Annotated in this window: 16 protein-coding genes, 1 other RNA gene and 2 pseudogenes; 6 read left to right on the forward strand and 13 right to left on the reverse strand. The window is 55.1% G+C overall.

Annotation, left to right across the window (positions count from 1 at the left end):
• Positions 1-55 precede the first annotated feature (55 nt).
• Positions 56-634, reverse strand: coding sequence for a YecA/YgfB family protein (locus tag HA41_RS10065; protein ID WP_094120674.1), 579 nt, complete (start codon positions 632-634; stop codon positions 56-58).
• Between the two features lie 170 nt (positions 635-804).
• On the opposite strand from HA41_RS10065, the gene zapA reads away from it, so the two are divergent.
• From zapA to HA41_RS10080, 3 genes are all read left to right on the forward strand, one after another.
• Entirely contained in the window at positions 805-1,134 is a 330-nt protein-coding gene (zapA, locus tag HA41_RS10070; RefSeq protein WP_094120675.1) for a cell division protein ZapA, read from the forward strand.
• Between the two features lie 39 nt (positions 1,135-1,173).
• A non-coding RNA gene (gene ssrS, locus HA41_RS10075) (6S RNA) lies at positions 1,174-1,357 on the forward strand.
• 99 nt (positions 1,358-1,456) lie between these two features.
• Positions 1,457-2,083 carry a 5-formyltetrahydrofolate cyclo-ligase gene (locus HA41_RS10080; RefSeq protein WP_094120676.1) on the forward strand — a complete coding sequence of 209 codons (627 nt, stop codon included), beginning with the start codon at positions 1,457-1,459 and terminating at the stop codon, positions 2,081-2,083.
• Positions 2,084-2,146: 63 nt separating this feature from the next.
• On the opposite strand, the gene serA is transcribed toward HA41_RS10080, so the two are convergent.
• Complete coding sequence (gene serA, locus HA41_RS10085; RefSeq protein ID WP_094120677.1) at positions 2,147-3,385, reverse strand: phosphoglycerate dehydrogenase; 1,239 nt, start codon at positions 3,383-3,385, stop codon at positions 2,147-2,149.
• A gap of 279 nt (positions 3,386-3,664) precedes the next feature.
• Positions 3,665-4,324, reverse strand: a complete 660-nt coding sequence (gene rpiA / locus HA41_RS10090; RefSeq protein ID WP_094120678.1) for a ribose-5-phosphate isomerase RpiA — start codon at positions 4,322-4,324, stop codon at positions 3,665-3,667.
• Between the two features lie 181 nt (positions 4,325-4,505).
• Here rpiA and HA41_RS10095 point away from each other — a divergent pair, with 181 nt between their 5' ends.
• Positions 4,506-5,411 (forward strand): LysR family transcriptional regulator ArgP, encoded by a 906-nt coding sequence (locus tag HA41_RS10095; protein WP_009087111.1) that lies wholly within the window; start codon positions 4,506-4,508, stop codon positions 5,409-5,411.
• A gap of 33 nt (positions 5,412-5,444) precedes the next feature.
• Here the strand turns inward: HA41_RS10095 and HA41_RS10100 are convergent, their stop codons facing one another.
• From HA41_RS10100 to tkt, 7 genes and pseudogenes are all read right to left on the reverse strand, one after another.
• Complete coding sequence (locus tag HA41_RS10100) at positions 5,445-6,167, reverse strand: oxidative stress defense protein (RefSeq protein WP_094120679.1); 723 nt, start codon at positions 6,165-6,167, stop codon at positions 5,445-5,447.
• A 144-nt stretch (positions 6,168-6,311) separates the two neighbouring features.
• Positions 6,312-6,934: pseudogene (argO, locus tag HA41_RS10105) on the reverse strand (arginine exporter ArgO).
• 126 nt (positions 6,935-7,060) lie between these two features.
• Positions 7,061-7,942 (reverse strand): small-conductance mechanosensitive channel MscS, encoded by an 882-nt coding sequence (gene mscS, locus HA41_RS10110; protein ID WP_094120680.1) that lies wholly within the window; start codon positions 7,940-7,942, stop codon positions 7,061-7,063.
• Positions 7,943-8,134: 192 nt separating this feature from the next.
• A complete protein-coding gene (gene fbaA, locus HA41_RS10115) occupies positions 8,135-9,214 on the reverse strand; it encodes a class II fructose-bisphosphate aldolase (protein WP_094120681.1) in 1,080 nt (359 codons plus the stop codon).
• Between the two features lie 105 nt (positions 9,215-9,319).
• Positions 9,320-10,483, reverse strand: coding sequence for a phosphoglycerate kinase (gene pgk / locus HA41_RS10120; RefSeq protein WP_094120682.1), 1,164 nt, complete (start codon positions 10,481-10,483; stop codon positions 9,320-9,322).
• A gap of 51 nt (positions 10,484-10,534) precedes the next feature.
• On the reverse strand, positions 10,535-11,554 hold the full coding sequence (gene epd, locus HA41_RS10125) for an erythrose-4-phosphate dehydrogenase (RefSeq protein WP_094120683.1): 1,020 nt from the start codon (positions 11,552-11,554) through the stop codon (positions 10,535-10,537).
• Between the two features lie 310 nt (positions 11,555-11,864).
• Positions 11,865-13,858: pseudogene (tkt, locus tag HA41_RS10130) on the reverse strand (transketolase).
• A gap of 271 nt (positions 13,859-14,129) precedes the next feature.
• Between tkt and loiP the strand changes: the two are divergent.
• Positions 14,130-14,885, forward strand: coding sequence for a metalloprotease LoiP (loiP, locus tag HA41_RS10135; RefSeq protein ID WP_094120684.1), 756 nt, complete (start codon positions 14,130-14,132; stop codon positions 14,883-14,885).
• A 55-nt stretch (positions 14,886-14,940) separates the two neighbouring features.
• Here loiP and HA41_RS10140 read toward each other — a convergent pair whose 3' ends face one another.
• The 3 genes from HA41_RS10140 to speA all read right to left on the reverse strand — a co-directional run bounded on the left by HA41_RS10140 (position 14,941) and on the right by speA (position 18,616).
• Positions 14,941-15,351: a YidB family protein gene (locus tag HA41_RS10140; protein WP_094120685.1), complete on the reverse strand. Its 411-nt coding sequence runs from the start codon at positions 15,349-15,351 to the stop codon at positions 14,941-14,943.
• Between the two features lie 197 nt (positions 15,352-15,548).
• Complete coding sequence (speB, locus tag HA41_RS10145) at positions 15,549-16,469, reverse strand: agmatinase (protein ID WP_010248847.1); 921 nt, start codon at positions 16,467-16,469, stop codon at positions 15,549-15,551.
• A 170-nt stretch (positions 16,470-16,639) separates the two neighbouring features.
• Entirely contained in the window at positions 16,640-18,616 is a 1,977-nt protein-coding gene (gene speA, locus HA41_RS10150; RefSeq protein ID WP_094120686.1) for a biosynthetic arginine decarboxylase, read from the reverse strand.
• Between the two features lie 848 nt (positions 18,617-19,464).
• Here speA and metK point away from each other — a divergent pair.
• Positions 19,465-20,616 carry a methionine adenosyltransferase gene (gene metK, locus HA41_RS10155; RefSeq protein WP_094120687.1) on the forward strand — a complete coding sequence of 384 codons (1,152 nt, stop codon included), beginning with the start codon at positions 19,465-19,467 and terminating at the stop codon, positions 20,614-20,616.
• The last annotated feature ends 83 nt before the right edge of the window (positions 20,617-20,699 follow it).

The following is a 20,699-nucleotide window of genomic DNA, read 5'->3' on the forward strand; positions in this document are numbered from 1 at the left end:
GCACTCCCTGTAATCTGATCGGGTTGAACTGACCGGTTGACCCGTTAACGTAAGTTTAGTGTAGCGTCGGTTTCCGGACTTCTGGCGCGGTCGGCTGCGGACGGGTAAAGGTGTCGTGACACAGCAACGCCGCAACACGAACGTACTCAATCACCTCCTCCAGCGACTGTTCCAGCTCTTCCTCATCTTCGTCTTCCTCATAGCCCAGCTGGGCGATGGTGCGCAAATCATCGATCGCCTCACCGGTTTCGCCGGTGACTTTATCCAGTTTAGGCTGTGTCACGCCGAGGCCGAGCAGAAAATGATTTACCCAGCCGGCCAGCGCATCGGCGCGATCGAATACCGTGATGTCATCATCGCTCGGCAGCAGCAGCTGAAACAGAAAACCTTCATCTTCCAGTGTGGTGGCGATATTTTCATGCAGCGCCTGTAACGGCATCGACAGGCTTTGTGAAAACGCCATGCCCTCGTTGGCCAGATCATGCACCAGGGTCTTCCAGCTCGGGTCCTGATTGCCGCCGCACAGGATGCCGCTCAGCAAGCCGTGCATTTCCGCTGGGGTCATTCCTACGCCCTGCTGTGAGAGCGCCGCCGCCAGCGCGTTGTAATCGGGGGTTGCGTTCTGTAAGGACATAAGTTTTCATCGTCGTTGGCAGAATAAGTTCGTGTTATGCTACCACTAGCTGCCTCAAGGTTTCCAGAAAAGGGGTTGTAACTTATTTCGCGGGTCTATATAGTTGCCCGCCTCTCAAACCATTGATGGTTAAGGGAGTTGCGGGCGAAGTAATCAGTCAGGAAGGTGGCATGTCTGCACAACCGGTAGATTTACAAATTTTTGGTCGTTCGTTGAGAGTGAATTGTCCGCCTGAACAGCAAGATGCGCTGAATGCAGCGGCTGAAGATCTCAATCAACGGTTGCAAGATCTAAAAGTTCGCACTAGAGTCACCAATACAGAACAACTGGTGTTCATCGCCGCGTTAAACGTCTGCCACGAGCTGGCGCAAGAGAAAGTGAAAACGCGCGATTATGCTGCTAATATGGAACAGCGTATTCGTATGTTGCAGCAGACGATTGAACAGGCACTGGTTGAGCAAGGTCGCATCACCGAGCGTGAGGATGCGAAGTTCGAATAAAACTTCATGGTTGCTATACTCTGGTAACGGTGAGGTAAATTTTCTCTGAGATGTTTGCATGTGGGCCAGTCCCCTGAGCCGATATTTCAAAAAAACAGAATGTGACGCTCCGTAACCTGTGAGCATGCTCGGTCCGTCCGAGAAGCCTGATGGTTGCGACGGCATATTCACCTTGAACCAAGGGTTCAAGGGTTACAGCCTACGGCGGCATCTCGGAGATCTCTCTTCTGTAGTCCCTTTGCACTACCCTGTTCGTCCCGGTATTTTTCCCCGACTGTCATGTTATAGTTGCTTCAACAGCGGCTTATCCGGCGGGGAAACCATGTCTGATCCTTCTCAGCTCCCGAATCAAATCCAGCCCTCTGCTCTGCAGCCTCAGCGTCAGGCTATTCGCCAGCACGTCCGGCATCTGCGGCGCGCCCTGACCGATGAGCAGCAGGAGCAGGCGGCTGAACAACTCGCTGAACATGCCCTTAATTACGCGCCGATCACCGCCGCACAGAACGTTGCACTGTTTCTGTCAGTGGATGGTGAACTCAATACCCGTCCGCTGGTAGCCCGACTGTGGCAACAGAAAAAACAGGTGTTTCTGCCGGTTTTACACCCCTTCTCACCCGGTAATTTGCTGTTTCTGCGCTACTCAACAGAGACCCGGCTGGTACGTAATAAGCTGCGCATTCCTGAGCCACCGCTGGATATCCGGCAGTTGATTACTCTCGATCAGCTGGATGTGATGATGGTGCCGCTGGTGGCTTTTGATCAATATGGACAACGTCTGGGGATGGGCGGCGGTTTTTACGATCGTACGCTGCAAAACTGGCGACAGCATGGTTTCCTGCCGGTGGGTCTGGCGCACGACTGTCAGCGGGTCGATAGCCTGCCGGTTGCGGAGTGGGATGTGCCGTTACCGGCGGTGCTGACGCCATCAAAATTGTGGCAGTGGGAATAAGCAGTCGACAGGCGAAGGCTATAAAAAAGAGGCGCTGAGCGCGCCTCTTGCGATTTATGGCCGTTAGTAAAGCAGACGGGCGCGGATGGTGCCGGGAATCGCCTTCATCAGCTGTAACGCTTTATCAGCCAGTTCTGGCTCAGCATCAATATCGATGACCACATAGCCCATAAACGGCGATGTCTGCAGATACTGGGCGGCAATGTTGATGCCCTGCTCGGCAAAAATCTGGTTGATAGCGGTCAGTACGCCTGGGCGGTTTTCATGGATATGCAGCAGACGGCTGGCGCTGGCGCCGTGCATCGGCAGTGACACTTCCGGAAAGTTAACCGCTGACAGCGTGGAGCCGTTATCGGAATATTTCGCCAGCTTACCGGCGACTTCAATACCGATATTCTCCTGGGCTTCTTCGGTCGATCCGCCAATGTGCGGCGTCAGGATGACGTTATCAAATTCACTGAGCGGTGAGATGAACGGATCGCTGTTAGTGGCAGGCTCGACCGGGAACACGTCGATCGCTGCACCGCCAACCTGTTTGCTGGCCAGTGCGTCACACAGCGCCGGGATATCCACTACCGTGCCGCGTGAGGCGTTAATCAGCAATGCGCCAGGCTTCATCTGCGCCAGCTGTTCGGCACCGATCATATTCTGGGTGGACACCGTCTCCGGCACGTGCAGGCTGACCACATCGCTCATATTGAGCAGCTCCGCCATATGGCGTACCTGGGTCGCGTTGCCCAGCGGCAACTTGTTTTCGATATCGTAGAAGAAAACATGCATTCCCAGGCTTTCAGCCAGCACGCCCAGTTGCATACCGATATGGCCGTAACCGATGATGCCCAGCTTCTTGCCACGCGCCTCAAAAGACCCTTTGGCATTTTTGTTCCAGATACCGCGATGGGCTTTGGCATTGGCTTCCGGGATACCGCGCAGCATCAGCAGCATTTCGCCAATCACCAGTTCCGCCACCGAGCGGGTATTGGAGAACGGCGCATTAAACACCGGGATGCCGCGGCTGGCAGCAGCCTGCAGATCAACCTGGTTAGTCCCGATGCAGAAACAGCCCACCGCGACCAGCTTTTCAGCTGCGGCAAAAATCTCTTCAGTCAGTTGGGAGCGGGAACGGATACCAATAAAGTGCGCATCACGGATCGATGCTTTCAACGCGTCAGCGTCCAGCGCGCCTTTGTGGAATTCGATGTTGGTATAGCCTGCAGCCCGCAGGTTTTCCACCGCGCTCTGATGGACACCTTCCACCAGCAGGAACTTAATCTTGTCTTTTTCCAGTGATACCTTTGCCATTTCCCGACCCTATTCAGAATTCAATGAGGACTGCCATAAGCCAGCCTTCTGTCAAAATATCAAAAAATACGCCTGCGGCAATACAAACGATTGCCTGTGCGACAGCACGGCAAGGCTCGGCAACAGCACATTGCCGTACAAAATCGTGATGTCTGCGATGAAGGGAGAACGAACCCGCTGTCGATGACGCTAATGTGACATAAGTCACCAAATTTCACCCTGGCGAGAAAAGATGTTTTTCAGACAGAAACACCCGGCGCCGCGTCGACGCCGGAGAGATCATTTTTTGATGGTTTTCACCCCGTCAGGTCCGCCAATCAGCGCGATATCCGCGCCGCGTGCGGCGAAAAGGCCAACGGTGACGACACCTGGCAAGGCGTTGATCGCTTTTTCCAGTTCAATCGGGTCGAGAATGCGCAGATTATGCACGTCGAGAATAATATTACCGTTATCGGTGACCACGTTCTGCCGGTATTCCGGTAAACCGCCGAGCCTGACCAGCTGACGCGCCACATAGCTGCGCGCCATCGGGATCACTTCAACCGGCAGCGGGAAACGGCCCAGCACGTCCACCTCTTTTGAGGCGTCAGCAATACAGATAAAGGTTTCAGCCACCGCGGCGACGATTTTCTCACGCGTCAGCGCAGCCCCACCGCCTTTGATCATCTGCATCTGCGGGTTGATCTCATCAGCACCGTCAACGTAAACCGACAGAACATCGATCTCGTTCAGATCGAACACCTGAATACCGAGGCTTTTCAGCTTTTGAGTTGAGGCGTCGGAGCTGGAGACCGCGCCCTCAATCTGATGCCTGACCGTCGCGAGCGCATCAATAAAATGGGCGGCGGTCGATCCGGTGCCAACGCCGACAACCGTACCGGGCTTAACGTAATCGAGTGCAGCCCAACCTACGGCTTTTTTCAGTTCATCCTGGGTCATGGTATGTTTAAAACCTGTGCGACAACGAAGTGCGCGTAGTATAAAACAAGGCTTACTGAAAATGCTCGGGTGACAGACGCGGATTTATCGCTTTGGAAGCCAGACCACAAAAACACGCGGTCACTTACAGGTGACAATTTTGTGGCATAGTAACGTCCACCCTGAAGGAGAGAGAATAACAATGAAACGCCCCGATTATCGTACGCTTCAGGCGCTGGATTCAGTGATTCGTGAACGCGGTTTTGAACGCGCCGCACAAAAATTATGCATCACGCAGTCGGCGGTTTCGCAGCGCATTAAGCAGCTGGAGAACCTGTTTGGTCAGCCGCTGCTGGTACGCACCGTGCCGCCTCGCCCGACTGAGCAGGGTCAGAAGCTACTGGCGCTGTTGCATCAGGTCGAGCTACTGGAAGAGGAGTGGCTGGGCGATGAGAACAGCGGGACCACGCCGCTGCTGCTGTCGCTGGCGGTCAACGCCGACAGTCTGGCGACCTGGCTGCTGCCTGCGCTGAAAGATGTGCTGGCTGACTCGCCGGTACGGCTCAATTTACAGGTGGAAGATGAAACCCGTACCCAGGAGCGTTTACGCCGTGGCGAAGTGGTGGGTGCGGTGAGTATTCAGCCGCAACCGCTGCCGAGTTGTCTGGTCGATCAGCTGGGTGCGCTCGACTATCTTTTTGTGGCCTCGCGCGATTTTGCTGACCGTTTCTTCCCCAACGGCGTCACCCGCTCTGCCTTGTTGAAAGCGCCTGCCGTGGCCTTTGATCATCTGGATGATATGCACCAGGCGTTCCTGCAACAGAACTTCGATCTCTCGCCGGGTAGCGTGCCCTGCCACATCGTTAACTCATCGGAAGCCTTTGTGCAGATGGCACGACAGGGTTCGACCTGCTGTATGATTCCGCATCTGCAGATTGAGCGTGAACTGGCGAGCGGTGAGCTGATTGATTTGACGCCGGGCCTCTATCAGCGCCGGATGCTTTACTGGCATCGCTTCGCGCCGGAAAGCCGCCTGATGCGGCGGGTAACCGATGCGCTGATTGCGCATGGTCATCGCGTGCTGCGTCAGGATGACGTCGCCGCGTAATCAGAGAAAACGGGGCTGAGGCCCCGTTTTGCATTATGGCGTATGCGGTTTGAGTTCAAACACCACATCGACCTGATCGTCAAAGTTGATGCTTTGCTGATCGTAGGTTTCCTGGGCGGAAGTATCAGCAGCCGCAGCGGCCTTATACATCCGGTTCATCGGCATCGGCTGATAGTTAGCGACCTGATAGCGAATGCTGTAGATCGATCCCAGCTGCGCGTTAAAGCCTGCCGCCAGTTCTGAAGCCTGCTGAGTGGCATTTTTAATTGCCGCTTTGCGGGCCTGTTGTTTATAACTTTCCGGGTTAGCCACGCCTAACTCAACGCTGCGTACCTCATTCAGGCCAGACTTCAGCGCGCCATCCAGCAGATCGTTGAGTTTGTCCAGCTGACGCAGGGTCACCTGCACCTGACGCACCGCGCGATAACCTTTCAGTACCGATTTACCCTCTTTGGTATAATCGTATTCCGGCTGGGTGCTGAGGTTCGCCGCATCGATATCTTTCTTCTCAATGCCATTTTTTTGCAGAAAATCGAAATACTGCGCAACCCGGCTATCGGCCTGCTTTTTCGCATCGGCGGCATCTTTTGATGACACGTTAACCACGATGGATAAGGTGGCGATGTCCGGACGGGCATCGACCGTTGCCTTACCAGAGGTCACGACGTGCGGCCCATTCGGCAACTCATCAGCTTGTACGCTGGGCAGTGCCCCTGCGCTCATTATGGCGGCCAGAGCCAATGCTTTCAGTTTCATGAAAGTCCTCCTTGAAAAGGTCAATATGACGGCTTCCAACCGGCGAAGCCCAAAAGCGCATCGGTATGCGCCATGCTTTGAGTGGTCATTATGGCAAAAGTTCGCCTTCAGCGCGGCATTAACCGCAGCCTGTTCGGTCGAAGTTTAAAAACCGGCAAGCCCCTGACGCGCCAGTTGCAGGGCAATAAACCACATCACCGTTCCCACCAGCAGGTTAATCATGCGTTGTGCTCTGGCGGTACGCAGCCGTGGCGACAGCCAGGCCGCCAGCAGCGCCAGGCCAAAAACCACAGGATAGAGGCGCTGATGGTGCCCAGCGCGAACCATTGACGGGCGGTGTTGGTGGGTAGCTGGCCGCCAAGGCTGCCGAGCACGACAAAGGTATCAAGATAGACGTGCGGGTTAAGCCAGGTCACCGCCAGCAGCGTGGCAACAATCCTTCCTCTGCTCTGCCTCGCCGGCTGATTGTGGTCTGAATCGATGCTGCAGCTAAAAGCAGTACGCAACGCGCCCCAGCCATACCACAACAGGAAGGCAACCCCGGCCCAGGTAATCAGCATCAACAGCAGTGGCGACTGATTCAGTAAGGCGCTGCCGCCAAAAATCCCGCCACTGATCAGCAGAATATCGCTCAGAGCGCACAGCGAGGCGGTCATCAGATGATACTGACGTTTTACTCCCTGATTCATAACGAATGCGTTTTGTGGTCCCAGCGGCAGGATTAGCGCAGCACCAAGAGCAAGCCCCTGGAAATAGAGAGTCAGCACCGGATTACGTCCCGAGAAAGTTAAGATGGGACGCAGTATAAAGAGGCGGAATGATTAGCGGAAATTGAAAAAATTAATCTGTGATTAGGGAAATTAATGGGCGACGATTGCCGCCCATTCAGGTGATTATTGCGGCTGAGCCTGTGAGGGTGCCGCGTCAGGCTGCGTTTGCTGATGAAGATGCACATCCAGCTGCGGATAAGGAATGCCGATCTCTTTGGCATCCAGCGCCCGCTTGAAGTTCTTCAGCAGGTCCCAGTAGACGTTCTGCAGATCGCCGCTGTTGCTCCAGCAACGCACCACAAAGTTCATTGAGGAGGCAGCCAGCTCGTTCAGGCCAATCTGAATGCCCATCTCTTTCAGCACCCGGCTATCGGCTTCAACGACCTGCTGCAGTAATGCGATCACCTCATCAACATCCGCATCGTAAGCAACGCCAATGATGAACTCATTACGGCGAATGGGTTCACGTGAGAAGTTGACGATGTTCCCGCTGATAATCTTGCCGTTCGGCACCACCACGATTTTACCATCGGCAGTTTTCAGGGTGGTTGAGAAGATCTGCACCTGCTGTACGGTTCCCATCACGCCGCCCAGATCGACGAACTCGCCGGTACGGAACGGACGGAAGGTTACCAGCAATACGCCCGCGGCCAGGTTAGAGAGCGATCCCTGCAGCGCCAGACCAACGGCCAGACCCGCTGCACCCAATACCGCAATCACCGAAGCGGTCTGGACCCCAATCCGCCCCAGTGCCGCGATAACGGTAAAGGCAATCACGCCGTAGCGTACCAGCGCGGAGAGGAAGTCAGCCACGGTGGCATCAATGTGCCGTGCGCGCAGCAGACGGTTTACGGTGTTAGAAATGATGCGGGCGATAATCATCCCGACGATAATGATGGCGATAGCCGCAACAATATTAACGGCATAACTGATGATCAGCGCCTGATTGCGCACCAGCCAGCTGCCTGCGTTCGTTAAGCCATCGACGACGTGTAAATCTTCCATTAATAAGCCCTGTTGTTGGATTCCCGCCGGGAATAGACAAAAACTGCCAGATATAATCCGACATCTCGTGATCTAGGGTAATCAATTATTGTTTGAAGCGCCAAACAGCGGGCCGTTTAACCGCCATTTTCTGCCGCAGGTGCATAAAAAAAGGCCCTTTCGGGCCTTTTTTGTACGCTAACTCACCGGCTATTACAGCACGTCGACAGCGTTAAGCTCTTTGAACGCCTGCTCAAGACGGACCACCATAGAGGCCTGGGCTGAACGCAGCCAGACGCGTGGGTCGTAGTATTTTTTGTTTGGCTTGTCAGCGCCTTCCGGGTTACCCAGCTGCGCCTGCAGATAGCCTTCGTTCTTTTTGTAGTACTGCAGGATGCCGTCCCAGGTCGCCCATTGGGTATCGGTATCGATGTTCATCTTGATCACGCCGTAGCTGATAGACTCTTCGATTTCTGCAGCAGAAGAACCTGAACCACCGTGGAAAACGAAGTCCAGCGCGTTGTGCGGCAGACCGTGTTTTTCACACACATATTTCTGCGAATCGCGCAGAATGGTTGGGGTCAGTTTGACGTTACCTGGCTTGTAAACGCCGTGAACGTTGCCGAATGATGCCGCAATGGTGAAACGCGGGCTGATGGCATTCAGTTTTTCGTACGCGTAGTTAACATCTTCTGGCTGGGTGTAGAGGGCAGATGCGTCCATGTGACTGTTGTCGACGCCATCTTCTTCACCACCGGTGCAGCCCAGTTCGATTTCCAGCGTCATGTCGAGTTTCGCCATGCGCGCCAGGTATTTGCTGCTGATTTCGATGTTTTCTTCCAGTGACTCTTCAGACAGGTCAATCATGTGAGAAGAGAACAGTGGTTTACCGGTTTTTTTGAAGTGCTCTTCACCTGCGTCCAGCAGACCATCGATCCACGGCAGCAGTTTCTTCGCGCAGTGGTCAGTGTGCAGGATAACCGGCACGCCGTATTGTTCGGCCATCAGATGCACATGGTGTGCGCCAGCGATAGCACCGAAAATGGCTGCGCCCTGTGGCTTATCAGTCTTGAAGCCTTTACCCGCGATAAATGCGGCACCGCCGTTAGAGAACTGGATAATGATGGGCGCTTTCACTTTCGCCGCTGCTTCCAGCGCCGCATTAATAGAGTCGCTACCAACGCAGTTTACGGCTGGCAGTGCAAATTTGTTCTCTTTCGCAACTTTGAAGATCTTCTGTACGTCATCACCAGTGACAACGCCGGGTTTTACGAAATCAAAAATTTTAGACATGATTGTGTCCTGTTTCGTGACCGTTGATCCCCATTGGGGACCTCGATTTAAACGCCCTGACGGGCAAGACTTCAGGCGATGCCACCCGGCATCGCCCCCAAAGGATTACTGCTTCGCACGCTCTTCCAGCATGGCAACGGCTGGCAGTTTTTTGCCTTCCACGAACTCCAGGAACGCGCCGCCGCCGGTCGAGATGTAGGAAATTTTATCTTCGATACCGAACAGGTCGATAGCCGCTAAAGTGTCACCGCCGCCTGCGACAGAGAACGCTTCGCTGTCAGCAATGGCGTTTGCCACGATTTCAGTACCTTTACGGAAGTTCGGGAACTCAAAGACGCCAACCGGGCCGTTCCACAGGATGGTTTTCGCATCCTTAAGAATGGCCGCCATCGCCTGAGCGGTTTCGTCACCGAAGTCCATAATCTCTTCATCATCCGCTACTTCTGACACTTTTTTCACGGTCGCCGGGGCAGTTTCAGAGAATTCCGTGCCAACACGGGAGTCAGTAGGCACCGGAATACCGTACTGGTCGCGCAGGCCTTTCGCCGCTTCAACGAAGTCTGGCTCATACAGTGATTTACCAACGTTGTTGTCGATCGCCACGAAGGTGTTAGCGATGCCGCCACCCACGATGACGGTGTCAGCAATTTTCACCAGCGACTGCAGCACGTCAAATTTGGTAGAGACTTTAGAACCGCCTACTACAGCGACCAGCGGACGCTCCGGGTTGCTCATTACTTTACCCAGTGCTTCCAGTTCTGCTGACAGCAGCGGACCTGCACAGGCGATAGGCGCAAATTTGCCGACGCCGTGGGTAGAAGCCTGCGCGCGGTGCGCGGTACCGAATGCATCCATCACGAACACGTCGCACAGGGCAGCGTATTTTTTAGACAGTGCTTCGTCATCTTTCTTTTCGCCTTTGTTAAAGCGAACGTTTTCCAGCACCACCAGTTCGCCAGCGCCCACTTCAACGCCGTCGAGGTAATCTTTTGCCAGGGTCACATTGGTGCCGCTCAGCTTCTCTTTCAGGTAGTTAACTACCGGCAGCAGCGAGAACTCTTCGGTGTATTCACCTTCGGTCGGACGACCCAGGTGAGAGGTAACCATCACTTTCGCGCCCTGTTTCAACGCCGCTTCGATGGTAGGCAGTGAAGCACGGATACGTGCATCAGACGTCACTTTCCCTTCTTTCACTGGTACGTTGAGATCGGCGCGGATCAGAACGCGTTTGCCAGCAAGATCCAGATCGGTCATCTTAATTACGGACATGGTGAACCCTCTCGTTGATTCTCATAAGTTTTGCCGGGCGCAAACCGCGCCCTACCTGAAACCGCTTGCGGCCATCGCTAACGTCGTGTCGAGCATTCGGTTAGCAAAGCCCCATTCGTTGTCACACCAGACCAGCGTCTTGATCAGGTGTTGACCGCTGACCCGCGTCTGGGTGCCGTCCACAATGGCACTGTGCGGATCATGGTTAAAATCGACTGAGACTAACGGTAATTCTGTATAGTCAACTATACCACGAAATGCCCCTTCTGCCGCGCTTTGCAACAAGGCGTTAACTTCACACGCCTTCACTGGCTGACGTACAGAAACGCTGAGATCAATCGCCGTCACGTTAATCGTCGGTACGCGTACAGCAATCGCTTCAAAGCGATCGTTGAATTTCGGAAAAATACGGGTAATGCCAGCCGCCAGACGGGTATCCACCGGAATGATCGATTGACTGGCCGCGCGGGTACGGCGCAGATCGCTGTGATAAGCGTCGATCACCTGCTGATCGTGCATCGCCGAGTGGATCGTGGTGACGGTGCCGGATTCAATGCCAAAGGCGTCGTCCAGCAGTTTGATGACCGGAATAATGCAATTGGTGGTACAGGAAGCGTTTGAAACGAGGCAATCGGTGGCTTTCAGCAGCTGCTGGTTAACGCCATAGACGACGGTGGCGTCGAGATCGTTGCCACCAGGATGCGAGAACAGCACTTTCTTCGCGCCCGCCTGCAGATGCGCTTCACCATCGGCGCGTGAGCCATAGACGCCCGTGCAATCCAGCACCACGTCGACATCGAGTTCGCGCCACGGCAGATCGGCAATTTCAGCCCGATGTAAAATGCGCAGCGTATCGCCCCCGACCCACATCACGTCACGCTCCTGACGCACGTCAAAGGCAAAACGGCCATGGCTGGTGTCATATTTCAGCAGATGCGCCATGCCGGTTGCTTCGGCCAGCTCATTAATGGCGACCACGCTGATCTCAGCCCGACGGCCGGTTTCATACAGCGCGCGCAATACGTTGCGTCCAATACGGCCAAACCCGTTTATTGCTACCCGTATGGTCATCTCTCTCCTGCCACGTCAGACGGAAAAAACGTGCCGTTAGCCTGAGCGCTTCGCTGTAGTTTGTACAGGAGAATCTTACCCGGCATTGTCTGAAACCGGAGTTTTTTGCCCGGCAACTGAAACGGTTCAGCCACAATAATGGATGGAAGGAATAACAGGAATGATTGTGATCAATCTGACTGCGTATATTTGGATCTGCGTCACAAAATAGAGCAAAAGTGCATTATTACTGCGGGAATAAAACAGCAAAAGGGACGCCTGATGCGTCCCCTTATTTTAGTCAGGCGGGGACGACCCCGCCTGACGGATGTTACGCCAGCAGCGCTTTCGCTTTGGCGACCACGTTATCGACGGTGAAGCCGAACATTTCAAACAGCTGATCGGCCGGAGCGGATTCGCCGAAGCTGGTCATGCCGACGATAGCGCCGTTCAGACCGGTATATTTGAACCAGTAATCGGCGATACCTGCTTCAATAGCCACGCGTGCGCTAACGGCTTTCGGCAGGACAGATTCACGGTAAGCGTCACTCTGCTTGTCGAATGCATCAGTCGATGGCATAGAGACCACACGAACTTTCCGGCCTTCGCTGGTGAGTTTATCCCAGGCACCCACTGCCAGCTCAACTTCTGAACCGGTGGCGATCAGGATCACTTCAGGCGTACCGTCGCAATCTTTCAGCACGTAGCCCCGCGCGCTACGTCAGCCAGTTGCTCAGTGCTGCGTTCCTGCTGCGCCAGGTTCTGACGAGAGAAGATCAGCGCTGTCGGGCCATCTTTACGCTCGATGGCATATTTCCACGCCACCGCCGACTCCACCTGGTCGCACGGACGCCACAGGCTCATGTTCGGGGTGGTACGCAGGCTGGCCATCTGCTCTACCGGCTGATGCGTCGGGCCATCTTCACCCAGACCGATTGAGTCGTGGGTATAAACCATGATCTGACGGATCTTCATCAGTGCCGCCATACGCGCCGCGTTACGCGCATATTCAACGAACATCAGGAAGGTAGCGGTGTACGGCAGGAAACCACCGTGCAGTGCCAGACCGTTCGCAATCGCGGTCATACCAAATTCACGCACGCCGTAATGGATGTAGTTACCGGCGGCATCTTCATTGATTGGCTTAGAGCCAGACCAGATGGTCAGGTTGCTGGGCGCCAGATCGGCTGAGCCACCCAGGTATTCCGGCAGGATTTTACCAAAGGCTTCGATGGCATTCTGTGATGCTTTACGGCTGGCGATTTTTGCCGGGTTAGCCTGCAGCTGCTCGATGAACTTCTGCGACTCCTGCTGCCAGTTAGCTGGCAGTTCGTTGCTGACACGACGTTTGAACTCGGCTGCCAGCTCAGGATGCGCCTGCGCGTAAGCGGCGAATTTCTTATCCCAGGCGGCTTGTTTCGCCTGGCCAGCTTCTTTCGCATCCCACTCCGCGTAAATATCAGAAGGGATAACGAAAGGTGCATGTTCCCAGCCCAGCTGTTTGCGGGTCAGGGCCACTTCATCATCGCCCAGCGGTGCGCCGTGCGAATCATGGGTGCCCGCTTTGTTCGGCGAACCGAAACCGATAACAGTTTTGCACATCAGCAGCGACGGCTTATCGCTGACGCTTTTCGCTTCGTCGATCGCTTTGGCAATAGCATCAGCATCGTGACCATCAACGCCACGCACCACGTGCCAGCCGTAGGCTTCAAAGCGTTTTGCGGTGTCATCCGTAAACCAGCCATCAATGTGACCGTCGATGGAGATGCCGTTGTCATCATAAAACGCCACCAGTTTGCCCAGCTTGAGGGTACCAGCCAGCGAGCAGACTTCGTGTGAAATCCCTTCCATCATGCAGCCGTCACCCATGAAGACATAGGTATTGTGGTCTACGATGTCATGGCCCGGACGGTTGAACTGCGCCGCCAGCGTACGCTCAGCAATAGCGAAACCGACCGCGTTGGCGATGCCCTGGCCCAGTGGACCGGTGGTGGTTTCAACGCCTGCGGTGTAGCCATATTCCGGGTGACCTGGAGTTTTTGAGTGCAGCTGGCGGAAGTTTTCCAGTTCGCTCATCGGCAGATCGTAGCCGGTGAGGTGCAGCAGGCTGTAAATCAGCATTGAGCCGTGACCGTTGGAGAGCACGAAGCGGTCGCGGTCAGCCCACAGCGGGTTAGTTGGATTGTGATTCAGGTAGCCGCGCCACAGTACTTCTGCGATGTCCGCCATGCCCATCGGGGCACCCGGATGTCCCGATTTAGCTTTCTGTACTGCGTCCATACTTAACGCGCGAATGGCGTTGGCAAGCTCTTTACGAGAGGGCATTTTCTACTCCAGGTCGGATTAATGCTTCGCGCCTTAACTTATTGTTATTAATCAGTTATCGGGCAAAACAAGGAAAAAGTTGCAGATCAATGTACATGAAAAACATGGCAAAAGTACATGCTGTAAAACGCTAAATGTGCCCGCTTCGCCTGGCTTTTCCGGCGATGTCTGCTAGCAAAGTGCCGGAAGGCGCGCTATAACCGAATCGTTTAAACACCTGGCGGTGTTTCAGGTGTTTGTTTTTCTTACCTTGTTATGAATGGGATATGGAATGAAAATCCAACAAACTGTGTTAGCTCTTGGGCTGGCAACGCTGCTGAGCGGCTGTCAGGGTTTAGACAATAATGCGTTGATGCAGTCGGGCGCGCAGGCCTATCAGGCCTATACCCTGAGCGATGATCAGGTGAAACAGCTCAGCGATCAATCCTGTGAGCAGATGGATAAAGAGAACCAGATTGCACCTGCCAGCAGCGAATATCAGCAGCGTCTGAATAAAATCGCCACCGCGCTGGGCGATAACATCAACGGCGTACCGGCCAACTACAAGGTGTACCAGACCAAAGATGTCAACGCCTGGGCGATGGCTAACGGCTGTATCCGCGTCTATAGCGGCCTGATGGATATGATGACGGACAATGAAGTGGAAGGCGTGCTGGGCCATGAAATGGGTCACGTGGCGCTGGGCCATACCCGTAAAGCGATGCAGCTGGCCTATGCCACCACCGCTGCACGAACCGCAGCGGCGTCAGTGGGCGGCGTGATTGGATCGCTGTCGCAGTCGCAGCTGGGTGAAATGGGAGAAAAACTGGTCAACGCCCAGTTCTCGCAAACCCAGGAGACACAGGCGGATGATTACTCCTACGATTTGATGAAGAAGCGCAACATCGACCCAATGGGGCTGGCAACCAGTTTTGAGAAGCTGGCAAAATTAGAACAGGGACGTCAGAGTTCGATGTTCGATTCGCATCCGGCCTCTGAGGCGCGCGCCCAGCATATCCGCGAGCGTATTGCGGCAGACGGCAAGTAATCCCGCCTCTGAGCGCGCATGCATCCGGCATGCGCGCCTGGTCATGCGAAGTCCGCTAGCGTTTAAATATCTGATCCACCATCGAGCCTAAATCCAGCTTATTGTCATGCAGCGCCTGTTCATCCATTCGTCCCTGCGGCGACATTTTATCGATCAGCTGCGGCAGCAGCGCGGCCAGCGTACCCGATGCACCCTTCACATCGGTGCCAAGTTTGTCCGCCAGCGACTGCAGTTCATCCTGACCAAAGGCAGACTGAATCTCACTGTGGTCAACCGGATGGTTATCGCCGGTGCCGATCCACGAACTGAATATCTCGCCTAACCCACCCTGCTGGAATTTATGCAGCAGCACCTCAATACCGCCCTGCTCCTGCACCCAGTGCCAGACTGCCTGCAACTGCCCCGGCGGATGCCCTTCACTCTGGTGGCCATCCAGCGCACCAGCCAGTTCATCAAGAAAGCCCATGATTATCTCCACTACACCATTTTAACGCTGTAAGTTTAGTTGCAGATAGGGGTTCGCGCCTGACGGTTAGCCGCCGGAGCCAGAAGGGAATCAATGGGATCACGGTAGAGAGAGGAACGTCATTGCAGCGGCGTCTGCCCGATGGACAGGACGCCGCGTTCAGCGCCTGCCGGACCAGAGCCGGCAGGCATCAGGCATCAGCCTTTATTTACCGCCTGCACATGCAGCATATCCAGCGCCAGCGTGGCGGCGGCCAGTGCAGTGAGATCGGCGTGGTCGTAGCCAGGTGCGACTTCCACCAGATCCATACCGACGATGTTCATGCCCTGCAGACCGCGAATCAGCTTGGTAGCTTTATCGGTGGTCAGTCCGCCAATTACCGGGGTACCGGTGCCAGGCGCATGGGCCGGATCGAGGCAGTCAATGTCAAAGGTCAGATAGACCGGCAGATCGCCGACGGTGCGTTTTACTTCGGCCAGAATGTCATCGACGCTGCGATCGTTAACCTGCGCCGCATCCAGCACGTTAAAGCCCAGGCTCTTGTCAAACTCGGTACGGATACCGATCTGGACCGAGTGTTGTGGATCGATCAGGCCTTCTTTCGGCGCGGTGAAGAACATGGTGCCGTGGTCGAAGGTCGGGCCGTTGGAGTAGGTATCGGTATGCGCATCGAAGTGGACCAGCGCCATCTTACCGAAGTGCTTTGCATGGGCACGCAGCAGCGGCAGCGTCACGTAGTGATCGCCACCAAAGGTCATCATGCGTTTGCCGTTCGCCAGCAATTTTTCGGCGTGTGCCTGCAATTTGTCAGAGAGATCCTGCGAATCGCCAAAGGCGTAGACCAGATCGCCGCAGTCCACCACGTTCAGACGCTGACGCAGATCGAAATCCCACGGCCAGCGGCAGCCTTCCCACGCCAGGTTAGTTGAGATCTGGCGGATAGCGCCCGGGCCCAGACGACTGCCCGGGCGGCCCGAGGTGGCGGCGTCAAACGGTACACCGGTGATCACCCATTCAGCGTCACTGTCGTAAGGCTGGAAATTAAGCGGGAAGCGCATGAAACCAAAGGCGTTTGACACCAGGGAGTTGTCGTACTGGTTGCCGAGGGTATTATACATAGATCGTCCTCTCTGTGGGCATCCGTCGGGCCAGGCCCGCGAGCCACTAAGCTATAGATGAAAAAAATCCCCTCCGCGTCGTTAGGCCCGACGAGGAAGGGATGGTATGCGTCAGATTATCGACATTTCACCGGCAACTGCAATATCCGTTTCCCGGCGATCTGAACCGATTACTCGTCTTCTAAGTAGGTGTAACCGTACAGACCGCTCTCGAACTCTTCGAGGAACTGTGCACGCAGCTCGTCATCCAGATCGGATGCCTGCACCTGGTGACGGAATAGCGCCATCAGTTCGTTCGGATCGAGCTGCACGTAGCGCAGCATATCTGCCACGGTGTCGCCTTCGTCCGATAGCTGGACTTCGACATCGCCATTCTCACGGGCATAGACATCCACCGCTTCGGTATCACCGAACAGGTTGTGCATGTTGCCGAGAATTTCCTGATAAGCACCCACCATGAAGAAGCCCAGCATCGGCGGATTATCCACGTCATATTCTGGCATCGGCATGGTGGTGGCGATACCGTCGCCATCAACGTAGTGATCGATGGTGCCATCGGAGTCACAGGTGATGTCGAGCAGCACGGCGCGGCGCTCCGGCTTTTTGTTCAGCCCTTCCAGCGGCAGTACCGGGAACAGCTGATCGATACCCCAGGCATCCGGCATCGACTGGAACAGCGAGAAGTTGACGTAAATCTTATCCGCCATCCGCTCCTGCAATTCGTCGATGATCGGACGGTGCGCACGGTTGCTCGGATCGAGATGCTGCTGAATGTAGTGGCAGATGCTCAGATAGAGCTGCTCAGCCCAGGCGCGCTGCTTCAGATCGTAGGTGCCGGAGGAGTAACCAGTATGGATATCAAACAGATCCATCTGGCTATCGTGCAGCCATTCACGCAGCGAACGACGGGTGTTCGGCTCGTGCATCTCCTGCCAGGTTTCCCACATGCTGACAATCGGACGCGGTGCATCGGTATCCGGCGTTTCCGGCTTGCTGAACTCGTTACGCTCAACGCCGATGATGTTCGATACCAGCACCGTGTGGTGCGCCGTTACCGCACGCCCCGACTCGGTAATCACCGTCGGATGCTCCAGGCCATGCTCATCACAGGCATCGCCAATCGCCCAGATGACGTTGTTGGCATACTCGTTCAGGCCGTAGTTGACCGAACAGTCAGACTGCGAGCGCGTTCCTTCGTAATCCACGCCCAGACCGCCGCCGACGTCGAAACATTTGATGTTAACGCCCAGTTTCGCCAGTTCAACGTAGAAGCGCGCCGACTCACGCACGCCGGTGGCGATGTCGCGAATGTTGGCCATCTGCGAACCGAGATGGAAGTGCAGCAGCTGCAGACTGTCGATACGGCCCGCTTCACGCATAATCTCGACCAGCTTCAGCACCTGGGTCGCCGACAGGCCGAATTTCGACTTCTCGCCACCGCTCGACTGCCACTTGCCCGAGCCCTGAGAGGCCAGACGGGCGCGGATACCAAGACGCGGCACCACGTTCAGACGCTCCGCCTCTTCCAGTACCAGCCGGACTTCGGTCATCTTCTCCAGCACCAGATAGACCTTGTGGCCCATCTTCTCACCGATCAGCGCCAGACGAATGTACTCGCGATCTTTATAGCCGTTACAGACGATCACTGAACGGGTCTGACCGGCGTGGGCCAGTACCGCCATCAGCTCAGCTTTCGAGCCCGCTTCCAGTCCCAGCGGTTCGCCAGAGTGGATCAGCGATTCAATCACGCGTTTGTGCTGGTTCACTTTGATCGGGTAAACCAGGAAGTAGTCGCCTTTGTAACCGTACGATTCACGCGCACGTTTAAACGCGGCGTTAATTGAGCGCAGACGGTGTTGCAGAATCTGCGGGAAACAGAACAGCGCCGGCAGGCGCTGGCCCTGGGCTTCGCGCTCTTTGACCAGCCGGGCTAAATCGACGCGTACATCCGGGCGATCCGGATCGGGACAGACACTGATGTGGCCCAGTTCGTTGACGTCGTAATAGTTGTTGCCCCACCAGGCAATGTTGTAGGTACGCAACATTTTGCTCGCATCCTGATCGTTCATTGCTACCTCCTGCATGGAGCGGAGTGCACCCTGTTCGCCAGCTGACGAACCCTTGATATTCTTTATGTCGTCAGACATCGCGAACCTCAATTTTCCGTTGAAAGATAAAACTGTTAACCGGCTTACTGGCCGCTAATCTGGAAATTCGTTGCCACATTAAACGCAATGTCCTGTTCACCTGACGTTACCGTCAGCGCGATTCACGCATGAGAGTTAAGTGTAAAACACCCTGGCCATCTCCGTTGAAACCGAAAGCATTTAACAGATTTGTATATGAGGACCACGGATAACGTGCGTCGTTCAGCTGCGCGGCGGCAGAGAAGAGACTAAACCGTAAGGATAGTGGTACAGATTAACCGGCGCCTGTGTCGGTAAAATTACCGCATCGAACATATTGTCGGCAGGACAGAGAAAGAGATGGGAAACAGGAGACAGCCAGCGCAGCGCCGCAGCACAGGGAACCGGGAGAAGAGAAAACGTGGTTCATTACTCGTATCACCTCCGCACATGCCAGCGGCACATGGAACACAACCTGGGTGAAAGCCAGACCCTTGTCTGACAGGCGCAACGCAAACTAAGGCGTCATCCTTGCTGCTGCTCTCGAAGCAGCGGCGTTTTATACAGTTTACCGCCGCAAAATGCAAAAAGATTATCGGGGAAACGCGTGGAGTGTCAGGAAATTATGCCGATAACCTTAACGGGTAAAATGCTGAAACAGAAAAAGGGCTGGTAATCCGCTCATCCTGTAACCTAAAATAGCCGTCCAGATGGTTTTCCATCTAAACAGGTTAATATCCAGGCGGTGTTGGCCTGCTGTGCTGACACAACCTCACTGCTCGCGGCTTTGCCTGAAGGGGCGTTAAGTCAGATGATACTCACTTGCGCTATGCAGTCGAATTCAAACCATTTGTAAGGTAAAGAACAGAATGGCTAAACACCTTTTTACGTCCGAGTCCGTATCAGAAGGACATCCTGATAAAATCGCCGACCAGATCTCCGATGCTGTGCTGGATGCCATCCTTGAACAGGATCCTAAAGCACGCGTGGCCTGCGAAACTTACGTTAAAACCGGTATGGTTCTGGTTGGCGGTGAAATCACCACCAGCGCCTGGGTCGATATCGAAGAGATCACCCGTAACACCGTACGTGAAATCGGCTATGTTCATTCCGATATGGGCTTTGATGCCAATTCCTGCGCGGTGTTAAGCGCGATAGGTAAACAGTCTCAGGACATCAACCAGGGCGTTGACCGCAGCGATCCGCTGGAGCAGGGTGCCGGCGACCAGGGCCTGATGTTTGGTTATGCCACCAACGAAACCGACGTGCTGATGCCTGCGCCGGTGACCTATGCGCACCGTCTGGTACAGCGTCAGGCTGAAGTGCGTAAAAACGGCACCCTGCCGTGGCTGCGTCCGGATGCCAAAAGCCAGGTCACTTTCCAGTATGACGACGGCAAAATCGTCGGCATCGATGCGGTGGTACTCTCTACTCAGCACGCCGAATCTGTCAGCCAGAAAGATCTGCAGGAAGCGGTGATGGAAGAGATCATCAAGCCGGTTCTGCCTGCAGAATGGCTGAGCGCCTCGACTAAATACCACATCAACCCGACCGGTCGTTTTGTTATCGGCGGCCCGATGGGCGACTGCGGCCTGACCGGTCGTAAAATCATCGTTGACACCTACGGCGGCATGGCGCGTCACGGTGGCGGCGCATTCTCAGGTAAAGACCCGTCAAAAGTGGACCGTTCAGCCGCCTACGCAGCCCGTTATGTGGCGAAGAACATCGTGGCAGCCGGTCTGGCGGATCGCTGTGAAATTCAGGTCTCTTACGCCATCGGCGTAGCAGAGCCGACCTCGATCATGGTCGAAACCTTCGGTACTGAGAAGGTCTCTACCGAGCAGCTGACGCTGCTGGTGCGTGAGTTCTTCGATCTGCGCCCGTATGGCCTGATTCAGATGCTCGACCTGCTGCACCCCATCTACAAAGAGACCGCCGCTTACGGTCACTTTGGTCGCGAACATTTCCCATGGGAAAAAACCGACAAAGCGGCACAGCTGCGCGAAGCTGCTGGCTTCTGATTTAAACCGGAATGATGAAAACCCTGCCGCTCAGGCAGGGTTTTTTATGCCTGACGCCAGTCAGTTATTCTCAAATCCTCTGA

This window comes from Pantoea conspicua (genome assembly GCF_002095315.1).
GTDB lineage: Bacteria > Pseudomonadota > Gammaproteobacteria > Enterobacterales > Enterobacteriaceae > Pantoea > Pantoea conspicua.

Excerpts from the sequence above, each read along its gene's own strand:
- HA41_RS10065 (WP_094120674.1), bottom strand. The coding sequence starts at position 634 with ATGTCCTTACAGAACGCAACCCCCGATTACAACGCGCTGGCGGCGGCG.
- zapA (WP_094120675.1), top strand. The coding sequence starts at position 805 with ATGTCTGCACAACCGGTAGATTTACAAATTTTTGGTCGTTCGTTGAGA.
- HA41_RS10080 (WP_094120676.1), top strand. The coding sequence starts at position 1,457 with ATGTCTGATCCTTCTCAGCTCCCGAATCAAATCCAGCCCTCTGCTCTG.
- serA (WP_094120677.1), bottom strand. The coding sequence starts at position 3,385 with ATGGCAAAGGTATCACTGGAAAAAGACAAGATTAAGTTCCTGCTGGTG.
- rpiA (WP_094120678.1), bottom strand. The coding sequence starts at position 4,324 with ATGACCCAGGATGAACTGAAAAAAGCCGTAGGTTGGGCTGCACTCGAT.
- HA41_RS10095 (WP_009087111.1), top strand. The coding sequence starts at position 4,506 with ATGAAACGCCCCGATTATCGTACGCTTCAGGCGCTGGATTCAGTGATT.
- HA41_RS10100 (WP_094120679.1), bottom strand. The coding sequence starts at position 6,167 with ATGAAACTGAAAGCATTGGCTCTGGCCGCCATAATGAGCGCAGGGGCA.
- mscS (WP_094120680.1), bottom strand. The coding sequence starts at position 7,942 with ATGGAAGATTTACACGTCGTCGATGGCTTAACGAACGCAGGCAGCTGG.
- fbaA (WP_094120681.1), bottom strand. The coding sequence starts at position 9,214 with ATGTCTAAAATTTTTGATTTCGTAAAACCCGGCGTTGTCACTGGTGAT.
- pgk (WP_094120682.1), bottom strand. The coding sequence starts at position 10,483 with ATGTCCGTAATTAAGATGACCGATCTGGATCTTGCTGGCAAACGCGTT.
- epd (WP_094120683.1), bottom strand. The coding sequence starts at position 11,554 with ATGACCATACGGGTAGCAATAAACGGGTTTGGCCGTATTGGACGCAAC.
- loiP (WP_094120684.1), top strand. The coding sequence starts at position 14,130 with ATGAAAATCCAACAAACTGTGTTAGCTCTTGGGCTGGCAACGCTGCTG.
- HA41_RS10140 (WP_094120685.1), bottom strand. The coding sequence starts at position 15,351 with ATGGGCTTTCTTGATGAACTGGCTGGTGCGCTGGATGGCCACCAGAGT.
- speB (WP_010248847.1), bottom strand. The coding sequence starts at position 16,469 with ATGTATAATACCCTCGGCAACCAGTACGACAACTCCCTGGTGTCAAAC.
- speA (WP_094120686.1), bottom strand. The coding sequence starts at position 18,616 with ATGTCTGACGACATAAAGAATATCAAGGGTTCGTCAGCTGGCGAACAG.
- metK (WP_094120687.1), top strand. The coding sequence starts at position 19,465 with ATGGCTAAACACCTTTTTACGTCCGAGTCCGTATCAGAAGGACATCCT.